Here is a 12,975-nt window from a genome sequence, read left to right as displayed (position 1 = left end):
GTCAGATCAGCGTCACCAGGTCAAGGCTGGCACGGGCACGGGTGATAGCTGTGTACAGCAATCGGCGTTGATGTTCTGCAGCCGGGCCATCCTCCAGGGGATCTGGCCAGAGCACGATCACCCGGTCGGCCTCACTGCCCTGGGCCCGATGGATGGTGAGCGCAACCGCCGGCTCCAGACGCCGCAAACGGGCTGGATGCAAACGGCGCACCTCGAGCCGGCCGCCCGGGTCCACCACCTGGAACAACAGACGTCGTTCAGAGCCTGCCCCGATCACCACCCCGAGGTCGCCATTGGCCAAGCCCAGTTCTGGTTGATTGCTGCCGCAGATCACCGGCAAGCCGATCGGCCAACGCTCGACCCTGCCGGCGGCATTGACCCCCAGCAGCGTGCGGTGCACATCATCAAGACTCCACGGCCCCCGGCGACGTGGACAGAGCAACAGGTCCTGCTCGAGCAGCGCAAACAAAGGCCGGGATGCCGCCATCAGCTCCTGCTCGGTGCAGCGGTCGAGATCAACCGTTAATGCCTGCAACTGCTGGAGGCGCTGGATCCAGCGCTGGCGCACCAAGGCAGGGAAACGACGCAGGGGCCAGGGATGCACTTGAAGATTGGCCTGCTCAGGCAAGGCGGCCAGATCCGCTGCAAAGGCCTGCAGATCCCCCTGGCGCAGCTGTTGCGCCACCTGCGCCAGGGCACCGCGGTTGCGGTAGGTGCGCTCCAGATGCACGGCGCCGGCACCGAAACGACCGCGCACGTCCGACTGCTGCAGCCGATGCCAGACCGCTCCACTCCCCACCGGCGGCAGCTGAGCTGGATCCCCCACCAACAGCAGCCGGCAACCACTGGGCAACGCCTCCAGCAGGGCCTGGGTCAAGGCCAGATCCAGCATCGACATCTCGTCGATCACCAGCAGATCCAGTTCCAAGGGACGCTGGCGGTGCCTGCCGAAGCCACGGCTTCCGGCCTCCAACCAGCGGTGGAGGGTGCTGCAGGGCAACGGAGCCCGCTGCGCCATCACCGCCTCCCCCAGGCGCCGGGCCGCCTTGCCGGTGGGGGCCGCCAAACCGATGCGCAGGCCGGGATGGCGGGCTTCCGCCCGGGCCAGAATCTCCACCACCGTGCTGGTTTTGCCCGTGCCCGGACCACCGCTGAGCAGCACAACCGAGGACTGATCCAGGGCGCGCACAGCGGCGCACTGTTCAGCGTTGAGACGATCCGACAGCTCGGGATCAGCAGCCTCGACGGGTTTGGGAAGCGGAGCATGGGCCCGCTTCACCAGCTCGGCCACCACCTGCTCCATGGCCTGCAACCAACGGCGCCAGCCCAGCCGATCACCCTGGAGCAGCAGGGGGGAGGCATCCCCCTCCAGCCATCCACTGGCTTGGGCAGCTGCCAGCCGCTCCGGCGTCAGCGCCACCGTCAACTCCCCCTGCTCCAAGGCCAGCACCAGATCTCGGCTGAGCTCCTCCAAGGCGGGGCCATCAGCCCGGGGCGGGATCCGTCGCCGCAGGGCGGCATGGAGTCCGGCCGTGAAGCTGGAGGGCCAGGTGCTGGTTCCCTGGGGCAGCAGCTCCGTCACGCCGGAACCTCCCCCAGGGCTCGATCCAGGGCCGCGATGCGATTGAGCGGCACGGGTTCAACGATGCGCCCCGGCCCAACAGCATTTTCCTGAGAGGCAATCACCGCTCCGGGCATCCCCCGCAGGAAGCAGTAGACGTAGCCCCCCAGATGCTGCTCCGGGTCGTAATCCGGCAGCCGCCAACGCAGATGGCGATGCAGAGCCACCAGATAGAGGTGGGCCTGCAGGGGGTAGTGGTGGTGCAACATCTGCTCCTCCATCGCCTCCTGGGAGTAGTGATGCGGACCGCACAGCCCCGGCTCAGCACCGGTGCGCCGTTCACCGATCCAGTTGCTCTTCCAGTCGAGAACCCACCAGCGTTGGTGCTGGGGGTCCTGGAACACCAGATCGATGGAACCGGTGAGAAACCCACGGCTGTTGATCGAGAGCGATGCCAGCGCCGGGCTGTAGGTGCGGCCAAAACGGGCCTCGGAATCACAACCGAAGGCGGCCACCAGATCGGCCGTGCGCACGTGCTGCACCGGCAGATCAAAACTGAGTTCAGGCAGGCGCTGGTGCGGCCCCAGCCGATCCAGCGATAACGCTCCCAGCGGTCCCCCCAGGGGCGTCTGCAACACCTGCTCCAACCCCGTCAACACATCGTTCTGTAGATCGGGATCAAGCCCGGCCCGGCGCAACTCGGCGGCGATCAGCTCGAGCCGTTGGCGGGGCTCAGAGGCCTCCGCCGCAGAGAAGGGGAACTGTTCGAGGATCCGGTGAAGACAGTCTCCGGCCCCGGCCCCGCGCGGAAAGGCCGCCAGCGGCCCCGTCTCGGACCATGCCGGTTCTGCCCTCGCCGCCGTCGATTCCACCATCAATTCCAACGCCGATTCCACCGTCGATTCCACCGTCGATTCCACCGTCGATTCCTCGGCGCCGGGATCGCGATCACGACCCTGTTCATGCAGCTGAACGTCGTCGGATGAGGCAATCCAGGCCGAATAACTGGCCCGGCCCCAACTCCGGTCGATCCGCTTGGGGATGGAACCAAGGGCCAACGGCTCGGCCCGCAGCGGAGACCGCCAACGCTTGCCGCTGGGCAGGCTCTCGACCAGGCCATCGATGCTGATCGGAACCTGTCGCTCCGCCAGGGCTTGGCTCAGCCGCTCATCGGTGAGGCTGTCAATCGCATCCCTAGCGGCCTCAGCTCCGAACAACCAGGCGGGCAAGGGGGAATCCTCCTGGCCGTTGGCCCTGGCCCAGATCAGAACCAACTGGGATTGGGCTCGGGTCACCGCCACATAGGCCAGCCGCTCGGCCTCGGCCGCGGCCTCCCGCTGCGCCTGTTGCGCCGCCTGCCAGCCCTCCCCCCAATGGACATCCACCCGAAGCAGGCACTCTCCGGAGAGGGGGTCACGCCAAAGCGGACCGGACACAGCTGGGGGGGCCTGCCAGAGGTAGGGGCAGATCACCACCGGATATTCCAGACCCTTGCTGCGGTGGACCGTGACCACGGCGATGGCGCTGTCGGCCTGATCGCTGTGGGGCTGGCGAGCCTCAGGCACCGGCTGGCTGGGGTGCAACCGCTCCCTCCGCAACCAATCCGCCGCGGTGGCCACATCAAGTCCCTGGCGGTGCATCGCCTCCTGCACCAGCCGTGCCGCCTGCTGCAGATCCCCCAGCATCCGGCCCCGTTCCGACAGCCCCGCCATCTGTTCACCCTTGAGCAGATCAGCCAGCGCCCCGAGCAGGCCCAGCCGCGGCATCGCCTCAGCCAAACCGCGCAACTGCAGCGCCAGCTGATCCAACAGGTCCGGCTCCAGGGCATCGGGCGCGATGGTCATCAGTCCCGAGCAGGCCAGCAGACGCAAGCGAGCGTCATCGCCCGGATCCGCCAGGGCATCGAGGAACCACTGCAACATCAATGCAGCCTCACTGTCGAGCACATCCCCCTGAGTCACCAGGCGGGTGGGGAGTCCACAGACCCCAAGGGCGCGGCGCAGGTCTTCCGCCTGTTGATGACGACTCACCAGCACGCAGAGATCTGCAGGGGTGAGGTCGTCCCGTTGCTGCAGTTGCTCCAGCACCATCGCGGCGAGCCGCTGGGGCAGCTCTGCTTCCAGGGCACTGCGGCTGGAGGGCGCCTCGGTGGAGAGCAGCAGCAGTTGCAACGCCGGGGCATCCTGCGGTGGGGTGGCGGAGCTGCGGGGCTGCACCGCCGGCACAGGCAGTTCAGATCGGGGGAGCCCCGGAGCCATCAAGCGGTTCAACCCCTCCATCAGCGGTGCCGTTGTGCGGAAGTTGTCGAGCAGGTGATCGATCCGCTCCACCTGATCCCGCGCTGCCATGTAGGTGGCCAGATCACCACCCCGGAAGCGGTAGATCGCCTGCTTGGGATCCCCCACTATCAGCAGCAGGTGGCGTTCACCGCCACCGAAGGCCCGCTGCAGCAGACGCCACTGCACGGGGTCTGTGTCCTGAAACTCATCCACCATCACCGCCCGGTAGCGCTGTTGCAGCGGGGCAAGCCAAGAAACGACGCCATCGCCGGGGTCCATGGCAGCCAACAAGCCGCCAAAGGTGATCACCCCGCGGCGGCGACGGCGGCGGTCCAGCTCCTGCAAGCCCCGTTCCAGCAGGTACTGCCAGGTGCGCTCAATCGGTGCATCCCAGAGCGCCGCAACAGCGGCCTGCAAGGCCGGCGTCAGCAGGCTGGGGTCGGTCTCACCGCACTTGCGCGCGACCTTGCACCAACTGCCGGGGTGGAAGTACTCCTTCAGCGGCTTCTCATGGGCGGCAATCTCCAGCAGTGACGGCACTGCGGTCTGCCCATGCAGCCACTGGTTGATCTGCGCGCAGCGATCGCTCTTGGGCTTGGCCGAATAAGGGGTGGTGGTTCCACAGCCCTGGGCTTTCCACTGCTCGGCCGCCTGACGGAACCCCGCATCCAGGGCGGCATGGTCCCGCTGCCAGAGCGGCACGAAGTCGTCCCAGAGCTGCGCCAGCCAGTGCTCCAGCTGTGGAGCGAGGGGCTGGTCGAGATCGATCGCCCCATCAACGGCCCTGAACCGCGGCTGCTGTTCGCCATCGAGTTGCGCCAACCCCCTGCGCAGGCTCTGGGGCGAGAGGCCGCGTTGACGCAACGCCTTGAACTGATCCGGCGGCAGGCTGAGCAGCTCCTGTTGCCACAGATCCTGAACCACCTCGGCCTGGAGCGCGGTGGCGTCGGTGTCCAGCTGAGGCTCCATCGCCGCCGCGTTGCTGAGGGCCAGACGGCGCAGACTGCGGCGGCAGAAGCCGTGGATGGTGGTGATGTCGGCCCGGTCCAGCTGTTCGAGGGCCACCAGCAAGCGCCGAATCCACCGCTGACGCGCCTCCCCTGGCTCGGAACCCACCAGCCAGTCCGCCAGGACGGGGTCTGGAGCGGAAGCCTCCATCCCCTGCTCCAGCTGCTCGAGGCCCTGCAACGCCAGTTGCAGCCGCTGGCCGATGCGGGAGCGCAGCTCTTCGGCCGCCGCATCGGTGAAAGTCACCACCAACAACGCTTCGAGGGCGTGGTCGGCCTCCGTGATCAGCCGCAGGCAGAGATGCGCCAGAGCAAAGGTTTTGCCGGTGCCAGCGCTGGCCTCAAGCAGGCGGACCCCAGGGCCGAGGGGGTAGGTGTTGGCATCGAAGCGCTGGGCCATGGATGGAGTCTGCTCAACTTCGGCCTCAAAACCAGTGTTAACTTCCATGAAGCAGCCGGCGAAAGCTGCGAACTGGACTGGGTGTTGTCACACCCCAGAACAGAAGACGAACTGAGCGGGGGCCTGAAGAACCCTCGCTTTTTTATGGGCTTGTGAACGGATGCAACCCAACCCTTGAGAGAACAGGGGCTTGTGGGGGTGCGGGGCCATCAGGCCAACACGTTGGTGAAAGCCACCGGCCTGTTGTGTCCCCCGAACGTCGTCAGAAATTGGCCCAGCTGCTGGTGCGCAAAGCCGCCGCTGTTGAAAGCATCAACCAGGAACATCGGGCCTACTTCTTCCGCCGTCAGGCCGGCGAGCCCATGGTGATTTCCAACGAACGCATGCGCGAAATGCTCGACGAGCTGTTCGACTAACGCAGCTGGGCCAGAAGCGGGCCGTACAGCAGCTGACACGCCTCCTGGAATCCGGCCTCATCCATCAATTGCTCCGCAGCGATCTCCGTGCCGAAGCAGAGCTGCATCACCGGGGTGGCCCCTTCCTCCTGCCAGGTCTTGCGGAAGTCCTGCGGCCCCTCCCCCGGTTTGCGCCGGTCTTTGGCCACCATCTGCCAGCCGCTCTTCGGGGGGACCGGCCAGCACCGCTCCAGCCCCTGTTGCGCCAGCCGCGCCAGCTGTTGCAGCTGGTGCTCGGCTTCAGCCGTCGGCAACGCCGACCAGCGCAAGTGCACCTCGGCGCCGGCAACCCGGGTGCTGCGGGCCACCACCGCTGAGCCGGCAGCAGGCGCCAATCCCTCAGCGCACAGCAACAGATGCTGCAACCAGCCGCGCATCACCGCCGCGGCCGTGAGCATGCCGGGCTGCACCACCACCTGGGTGTCGCCGGCGTAGAGCAGGGGCATCGGCAGACCGGCGAGCACAGGCACCTCCCGGCGGCAGGGACCAAGCGATGCCAGCTGCCGTTGCAGGGCCTGCCAACGCTGCTGCAGTTCCTCTTGCTCAAGGGCCGCACCAGCCCCCGCCGGCAGCACACCCTGGCCCGCCAGCGACGTCGTCCAATCCGGAGCCGATCCAAGAATGAACTGCTCCTCAAGCTCGTGGTTGAGCAGCAAATAGCGCTGCAGGCCCTCTAACTCGAGCGCCTCAAGATCCTCCACCGCCTCAATGCCTTCCCCAGGCCGCAACCCCCGTGCCTGCAACCAGGCCTTCTGGGGCTGCTGCATCCAGGCCAGCAAGGCTTCAGGGTCCAGGGCCAGGTCGTCTCGGTCACGTCCCTCGGCCTCTACCTCGTCATCGACATCGTTCAGGTCTTGCTGCCAGAGCGATGCCCAGGCCAGCCCCTGGGCCTGGGCTGATGCAGGAGCACGATCCAGGCAGCGCCGGGCCTCCAGCTGGCGGCGATCACAGCTGAGCGGCGCCTCGGGCCGAAAGTTCTCTCGGGAGAGGGGGTTGGCCGCCGGCGTGATCAACAATCCCTCCGTGGAGGAACCGGCCCGTTGCAACTGCTCCTGCAGCACCGCAAGCCACTGTTCCACCGGCGCAGCAGGCGGCTGGGGCTCACCGGTGCGCTCCAGCCGCCCGCACCAGCTGATCAGCAGATGACGGCGTGCCGACATCAAAGCCTCCAGCAGCACGTAGCGGTCCTGGTCGCTGCTGCGGGGATCCCCCAGACGCCGTTGCTGCTCGAGCAAGTGAAAACCAGGGCGGCGGCTCGGGCGTGGAAAGTCGGCGCTGTCGAGGCCCATCAAAACCACCACCTTGTGGGGGATCGCCCGCATCGGCTCCAGGGCACTGATGGTGAGGGCGCCACTGCGGTGACCGAAGCGACCACTGTCCACTGACAAGGCCTCCTGCAACACCTCCAAGGCCACGGCTGCATCGAGGTCCAGAGGGCAGTCATGGGCTCGCAATCGCCACTCCTCAAGGGCCGCCGCCCAGCTCTGCGACTCATCGGCCCAGGCCCCACCCTCAGCGAACAGCTCCTGCAACAGGGTCTGCAGCAGCTGCACCCAGTCATGGCACGGCCGGGGCTGTCGCAGGCGATCGAGCATCCGCGCCAAACGGTCCAGAAGCGTCCACCAACGCACCAGGCGATCGGGATCCAGCTCCTGCTGGAACGGTGCCGCCCCTGCTGGAGCAAGGCCCGGCTCCACCGGCAGCACCAGGCCCAGCAGCCAACGGTCGAGACACCAACGCAGGCTGTGCACCTCATCCCCGCCCCGCTCGCGGGCATCCAAGCCCCAGCGAAAACCGCTGCGTTGCAGCGTCTGGGTGATCAACACCGCCTCCTCCGGCGTGAGTCCCTGCTGGCCCTGCAGGGCCGGATTGGCCAGCAGACGTTCCAGCCCCGTGGCGGTGAGGCGTGTGGCCGCTAGCTCCAGCAACGTGAACATCGCCATCGACAACCCCGGACTGCTCTGCTGACTGCGGTCGGTGAGACGCCAGGGCAAATCGACACCGATGGCCGCCGTGTCGTTGAACACGGAGCTAAGCAGCGGTGCATAGCGCTCAATCTGCGGCGTCATCACCAGCACGTCGCGGGGCGCGAGATCGGGATCGGCCGCCAGCCACTGCAAGATGCGATCACGCACCAGTTGCACCTCCCGCCAAGGCCCCGGTGCCGCCTGAAACAACAGCGACTGATCGTCGGAGGAACGCTCCAGTGCAGGGACGCTGTCGGCATCCACCAGCTGCTGCTGAAGCTGATCGAGCAGGGTGGGTTGGCGCTCTTCCGCTGCGGCCATCTGCAGGGAACCTGCAAACAGATCCCCCTCGCGTCGCTCCCCCAACTGGGCTTCACCGGAGCCCTCCAGCAACTGCTGAAATTCGGCACCCATCCGCCCAAGAACAGCCTCCAGACGCGGCGCCTCCGCCAACCAGCCCCCGTCGGGCGGAACCAGCCAGTCATCCCCGAGCGAGGCACGCCGACTGCCGCAGCGCTGCCACAGATCCGGACACGGGGTGAGCAGGTAGATCTCAACCTCCAGCAGACCTGACAAGGCCTGAATCAGATCCACCTGCACCGGTGCCAGGGCACTGATGCCAAACAGCCGCAGCCGCTCCGGCAGCAGGGCTGGATCAACGTCTCCTCGCCGGAGACGATCGACGGCCTCACGCACCTGCAGCCCAAAGGGAGCCCGGGGAAGCCGTTGGGCCAGCAGTCGCCAGAGCACGGGCTGCCAGTCGTCATCGGGCCGCGGCCGTTTCCACTGCTCCAGTTGATCGGGGCGGTAGAGGGCGTAATCGTCCATGGCATCGGCGATGGTGCGTGCCAGCTGCCAACGGTCCCGCGTCAACCCCGAGGTGGTTCCTTCACGCTGGGTAAGCCAGGTCCGTAGCGGCTGGGCGACGGGCTGCTCCAACAGCTCCGGCAGCAGCTCGAGCACAGCCCACACCAGCTGGCCCGCCCGCCAGGGATCGTCCTCCTGCGCGGGGAGATGCAGCACCTGGCGCACCAGCTGCCGCAGGCGACTACCCGGGAAGGGGAAGCGCACCAGGGAACTGATGCCGTTGGCCATGGCCAGCTGTTCCCCCAACCATCGGCTGGTGGGCCAGGTGTTGACCATCACCTCCACCGTTTCAAGGGGGCCCGGCTGCTGCTCGATCAACTGACGGGAGAGCAAGCGAGCCAGAAATTCAGCCCTGTTGCTTCGATAAACCGTCAGCAAGGGCCAACTCCAGCCAGTACGGCATCGGTTGCAGCTCCTTCAACCTGAACGACCGCATCGGTTTGCGGGCAGTAGGCCGATAAACAACCGCCGTAGACCGCACCGGTGTCGATCAGAACAATCGCGCCAAGGCGTTCCACCTGGGGACGGGGCGTATGGCCCACAACAACCTGGCCAAAACGACCGTCATAGGCCTCCCAGAAGGGATCACGAATGGAGAGGTCCGGTTGACCCGCTGCATCGAACCCGGCATGGGTGGCGCACCAACCGTCACCGCGATAGACGAGCGGGAGCTGTTGCAGGCGCGGCAACCATTGGCGAGCGCTGCTGTCGCCCAACTGGGCATAGGTGGCGTGCTGACTCAAGCCGTCCCTGGATTCCAGGGCATCAATGAGGTCTTGCTCATGGTTCCCGCGCAGCCACGTGGCACGGCCGGCCTGGACCAGATCCCAGACCAGATTCATCGTGGCGGGAATGGCCTCACCACGGTTGATCACATCCCCGCAGAAGACCAGATGGTCGTTCGGCGGCAGGGTGGCGAGCAGTTGGCATAGGGGCTGATGGCAGCCATGCACATCTCCAATCACCCAGTGCCGGCGGCTGTGCAGGTTCAAAGCAACAACCTGGAGATGCGTCAATTCTGATGCTCAGCCAGGCAGCGCCAAGAATCCGGCATGCAGATCAGAACAAACCGAGAAAGCGCTTGCGTTCCTTGGGTTGGCTCGGGTCTGGCTTGGGTTTTTCGGGGGTTTCCCTGCGGTAGCGGGGCTTGGCATCACCAACGGTGACCAGGGGATCGTTGTTCTTGAACCAGATCCAGTCGCGAATCGGCGGCGTCTCCGTGAGATCACGGCGGGTCAGCCCCAACCCCAGCTTGGCCGAAGCCCCCAGCAGGATGTCCACCATCGCGTCCCCATCGGGACAGGTGGCCAAGGCCTTGTTGGTTTTCTCCGCACCATCGAGGGCCTGCACCAGGAGTGCAATGCGCTGCTGAACGGGAAGGGAACTGGGATTCATCAGACGGCACCGGCAAGGGCATCGGGAATCCCCGCGGAGGGAGCTTCAAAGGTCCCCACAGCCACGTACTCCAAACGGAGTTTGAGGAAGGTGATGAAAGTGGGATCGGTGGACACCACAGCGGCAGCTGGCTGGGGAATGGTTGCCTTGAGCTCAGCCAGCTCAGGAGAAGAGAGGAAAGCCGGTTGCTTCACCAGCCAGAAATCGATGGTCTTGCCGGTTTCGGCGTAGTTGCGTTGGCGCTCCCGCAGCACTTCCTCCAACGGCTCCTCCACGGTGAGGAAGCGCTCGCTGGCTGCAACGAAGTGATAAGTGGTCATCCGGGCGCCTGTCCGAAAAGGGGATCAAGGCGGGGATTCTGAACCAAGACCTTCATATCCCGCACAGCCTGTTGCAGTCCGACGGCGACAGAGCGGGCCACGATCGTGTGGCCAATGTTGAGTTCTTCCATCCCAGGGATGGCCGCGATCGGCTCAACGTTCTGATAGGTGAGGCCATGGCCGGCATTGACCCGCAGACCGAGCTGCCGGGCGATGGCCGTGCCCTCCTGCAAGCGCGCCAGCTCCTGGGGCTGGGTGCTCCAGTCGGCATCGGCATAGCGCCCCGTGTGCAATTCCACCCAGCAGGCCCCCGTGGCTTTGCAGGCCTGGAGCTGGGTGGCCTCCGGATCCACAAACAAGCTCACCGGAATCCCAGCGGCCTGAAGGGTGTGCACCATTCCCCCCAGGGAGGCCTCTTGTCCGGCCACATCCAGGCCCCCCTCCGTGGTGACCTCCTCCCGCCGTTCCGGCACCAGGGTGACCATGTCGGGCTTGATCCGCAGCGCAATCGCCACCATCTCCTCGGTGGCGGCCATTTCCAGGTTGAGGCGGGAGCGTACGGTCTGGCGCAGCAACTCCACATCCCGATCTTGGATGTGACGCCGGTCTTCCCTCAGATGCACGGTGATCCCATCGGCGCCACCGAGTTCGGCCAGCAGTGCCATCGACACCGGGTCTGGCTCGACGGTCCGCCGCGCTTCACGGATGTTGGCGATGTGGTCGATATTGACGCCGAGGCTGGCCATGACGGGGCAGTCGTTGGCCGGATCCTATGCAGCTTTGCCTGGGGGATTTAGGTTCTCTGGCACCGAATTCGATCAGCCCGTTGCAAGCGGCCCTGGCGACCCGAGAAAACAGCCTGCGTGTCGGCATCGACAGGTTCTGGGCCCCCTTGGCGATGTTCACCACCCAGGATCTGGCGCTGCGCTTTCAATTCCGTGAGCGTCTGGTGCTCAACCCAGAGCACCTCCCCCATCAGGGCCCGGTGCTGCTGGCACCGACGCACCGCGCCCGCTGGGATGCCCTGATGGTGCCCATGGCCGCCGGCCGTCGGGTCAGTGGCCGCGACTGCCGCTTCATGGTGACCACCACCGAAATGCGGGGGCTGCAGGGCTGGTTCCTACAAAGGCTCGGCTGCTTCCCGGTCGACCAGGGACGGCCCTCGATGACCACCCTGCGTCTGGCCATCGACCTGCTGGCCGACGGACAGCAATTGGTGATGTTCCCCGAAGGCAGGATTCACCGGCAGGACGCGGTGATTGAACTGCGGCCCGGCCTGGTGCGTCTGGCCCAACTGGCCCAGAGCCGCGGCGTTTCCGTTCCTGTGGTTCCCGTTGGCTTGGGCTACAGCCAGGCCCCCCCGAGGCCGTTCAGCCGGGCAGCGCTCTGTTTCGGAGCACCACTCAGCGTGCCAGCCAAGGGAGATCGCGAGGCGACACGGCAGTTCAACAGCGAACTCGCTGCGGCGATGCATACGGCTGAACAAGCGGCCCGTGCTGCCGTTGGCCGACCGCTTCAGAGCTTCTAAAGTCCGCCCACGTTTTCTTGCTGGTCACATGGGTTGTCGCGCATTGCTGACGACTGCTGCACTGGTGGCAACCCTGGGCGTTAGCGCAGCTCCCGGCATCGCCCAAACCTCAGCCGAGAACCGCGTTCTGGCTCAGAGCCAGGGTGGATTCAACCCGGCGGCCGTACGTTCGATGCTGGCTCAGGGCGATGCAGCCGCAAGCCGGGGGGACCTCGCCGAGGCGCGGGCTGATTACGACAAAGCCCGCAAAGCCTCCAAACAACTCCTGGCCTTCTATCGCGACCTGAGTGGTGCCTTCCGGGGGCTTGATGCTCGGATCCCCCGTGAGATGGACACCAAGGGCCGTGAAGCCCTGGAACTGCTGGCGGAAACCAACCTCCGCCTGGCAGCCCTGTTCCGCCGTCAGAACCAGCCCGAAGTGGCTGTTCCGGTTCTTGTCGAGGTGGTCAAGCTGATGACGCCGGCCAAGCCTCAGGGTCAGAAGGCCTATCAGAGCCTGCTGGAACTGGGCTTCGTTGAAACCGAATTCCGGGGTGCATCGGCTGCCGGCCAATGAGCCGGTCTGTCAGCATCTGAGCCAGTCCCCTTTTGCACAACCGCCGCCATGGTGCAGCCGGATGCCGTTGAAGCCGCGATCCAACAGGTCATTCCCGACGCCAACGTCACCGTTGAAGACCTCACCGGTGGCGGTGATCACCTCCAAGTGACGGTGGTGTCGTCTGCTTTTGCTGGCCTTTCACGCATCCGTCAGCATCAAATGGTGTACGGCGCGCTGCAGCAGGAATTGGCCAGCGAAGCGATTCACGCCCTCGCCCTCAACACCTCAACCCCTTCGGACGCTGCGTCCGCTTAACGCCAACTCACGCTCAACGATGGACCCCTCCACCAAAGCTCGCATCGAAACTCTGGTCGCTTCCAGCCCGATCTTCGTGTTCATGAAGGGCTCCAAGCTGATGCCCCAGTGCGGATTCTCAAACAATGTGGTGCAGATCCTGCACTCCCTCGGTGTGGCATTCGAGACATTTGACGTTCTCTCTGATCCAGAGATTCGTCAGGGAATCAAAGAATTTTCCAGCTGGCCCACCATCCCCCAGGTGTATGTGAAAGGGGAATTCATCGGCGGCTCCGACATCCTGATCGAGATGTACAACTCCGGAGAACTTCGCGAAAAGCTGGAGATCGCTCTCGCCAGTTAA

At 65.6% G+C, this 12,975-nt stretch carries 12 protein-coding genes; 5 read left to right on the top strand and 7 right to left on the bottom strand.

Going from position 1 to position 12,975, the window contains the following annotated elements; translation table 11 throughout:
- Position 1: 1 nt before the first annotated feature.
- On the bottom strand, positions 2-1,582 hold the full coding sequence (locus tag NCN05_RS00230) for an ATP-dependent DNA helicase (RefSeq protein WP_250396523.1): 1,581 nt from the start codon (positions 1,580-1,582) through the stop codon (positions 2-4).
- Complete coding sequence (locus NCN05_RS00225) at positions 1,579-5,295, bottom strand: UvrD-helicase domain-containing protein (protein WP_250396522.1); 3,717 nt, start codon at positions 5,293-5,295, stop codon at positions 1,579-1,581. Before NCN05_RS00225 ends, NCN05_RS00230 begins: the two co-directional genes overlap by 4 nt.
- 197 nt (positions 5,296-5,492) lie before the next feature.
- Here NCN05_RS00225 and NCN05_RS00220 point away from each other — a divergent pair, with 197 nt between their 5' ends.
- The gene (locus tag NCN05_RS00220; protein ID WP_006851171.1) at positions 5,493-5,663 is read left to right on the top strand and encodes a hypothetical protein; all 171 of its coding nucleotides are present in this window, start codon (positions 5,493-5,495) and stop codon (positions 5,661-5,663) included.
- Here NCN05_RS00220 and NCN05_RS00215 read toward each other — a convergent pair.
- The 5 genes from NCN05_RS00215 to NCN05_RS00195 form a co-directional block, all read right to left on the bottom strand.
- The gene (locus NCN05_RS00215; protein ID WP_250396521.1) at positions 5,660-8,914 is read right to left on the bottom strand and encodes an exodeoxyribonuclease V subunit gamma; all 3,255 of its coding nucleotides are present in this window, start codon (positions 8,912-8,914) and stop codon (positions 5,660-5,662) included. The two genes, NCN05_RS00220 and NCN05_RS00215, sit on opposite strands and share 4 nt — an antisense overlap.
- Complete coding sequence (locus tag NCN05_RS00210; protein WP_250396520.1) at positions 8,908-9,528, bottom strand: metallophosphoesterase; 621 nt, start codon at positions 9,526-9,528, stop codon at positions 8,908-8,910. The genes NCN05_RS00215 and NCN05_RS00210 overlap by 7 nt, the downstream gene beginning before the upstream one ends.
- Positions 9,529-9,595: 67 nt before the next feature.
- Positions 9,596-9,931, bottom strand: a complete 336-nt coding sequence (locus NCN05_RS00205; RefSeq protein WP_114987829.1) for a hypothetical protein — start codon at positions 9,929-9,931, stop codon at positions 9,596-9,598.
- Positions 9,931-10,251 (bottom strand): MgPME-cyclase complex family protein, encoded by a 321-nt coding sequence (locus NCN05_RS00200; RefSeq protein WP_114987831.1) that lies wholly within the window; start codon positions 10,249-10,251, stop codon positions 9,931-9,933. Before NCN05_RS00200 ends, NCN05_RS00205 begins: the two co-directional genes overlap by 1 nt.
- Positions 10,248-10,997, bottom strand: a complete 750-nt coding sequence (locus tag NCN05_RS00195) for a pyridoxine 5'-phosphate synthase (protein WP_250396519.1) — start codon at positions 10,995-10,997, stop codon at positions 10,248-10,250. The genes NCN05_RS00200 and NCN05_RS00195 overlap by 4 nt, the downstream gene beginning before the upstream one ends.
- Before the next feature lie 26 nt (positions 10,998-11,023).
- On the opposite strand from NCN05_RS00195, the gene NCN05_RS00190 reads away from it, so the two are divergent.
- The 4 genes from NCN05_RS00190 to grxD are packed head-to-tail and all read left to right on the top strand — an operon-like array spanning position 11,024 to position 12,975.
- A complete protein-coding gene (locus NCN05_RS00190) occupies positions 11,024-11,779 on the top strand; it encodes a lysophospholipid acyltransferase family protein (protein WP_250396518.1) in 756 nt (251 codons plus the stop codon).
- Between the two features lie 28 nt (positions 11,780-11,807).
- Complete coding sequence (locus NCN05_RS00185; protein ID WP_250396517.1) at positions 11,808-12,335, top strand: hypothetical protein; 528 nt, start codon at positions 11,808-11,810, stop codon at positions 12,333-12,335.
- Between the two features lie 48 nt (positions 12,336-12,383).
- The gene (locus NCN05_RS00180) at positions 12,384-12,632 is read left to right on the top strand and encodes a BolA family protein (protein ID WP_114987834.1); all 249 of its coding nucleotides are present in this window, start codon (positions 12,384-12,386) and stop codon (positions 12,630-12,632) included.
- Between the two features lie 19 nt (positions 12,633-12,651).
- Positions 12,652-12,975, top strand: a complete 324-nt coding sequence (grxD, locus tag NCN05_RS00175; protein WP_006851683.1) for a Grx4 family monothiol glutaredoxin — start codon at positions 12,652-12,654, stop codon at positions 12,973-12,975.

It is taken from the genome of Synechococcus sp. MU1651 (assembly GCF_023630635.1).
GTDB lineage: Bacteria > Cyanobacteriota > Cyanobacteriia > PCC-6307 > Cyanobiaceae > Parasynechococcus.
This window is presented reverse-complemented; position numbering and strand designations above follow the sequence as displayed.

Bases quoted from the DNA above. Each gene is read 5' to 3' on its own strand.
- NCN05_RS00225 (WP_250396522.1), bottom strand. From the start codon at position 5,295: ATGGAAGTTAACACTGGTTTTGAGGCCGAAGTTGAGCAGACTCCATCC.
- NCN05_RS00205 (WP_114987829.1), bottom strand. From the start codon at position 9,931: ATGAATCCCAGTTCCCTTCCCGTTCAGCAGCGCATTGCACTCCTGGTG.
- NCN05_RS00200 (WP_114987831.1), bottom strand. From the start codon at position 10,251: ATGACCACTTATCACTTCGTTGCAGCCAGCGAGCGCTTCCTCACCGTG.
- NCN05_RS00195 (WP_250396519.1), bottom strand. From the start codon at position 10,997: ATGGCCAGCCTCGGCGTCAATATCGACCACATCGCCAACATCCGTGAA.
- NCN05_RS00190 (WP_250396518.1), top strand. From the start codon at position 11,024: ATGCAGCTTTGCCTGGGGGATTTAGGTTCTCTGGCACCGAATTCGATC.
- NCN05_RS00185 (WP_250396517.1), top strand. From the start codon at position 11,808: ATGGGTTGTCGCGCATTGCTGACGACTGCTGCACTGGTGGCAACCCTG.
- NCN05_RS00180 (WP_114987834.1), top strand. From the start codon at position 12,384: ATGGTGCAGCCGGATGCCGTTGAAGCCGCGATCCAACAGGTCATTCCC.
- grxD (WP_006851683.1), top strand. From the start codon at position 12,652: ATGGACCCCTCCACCAAAGCTCGCATCGAAACTCTGGTCGCTTCCAGC.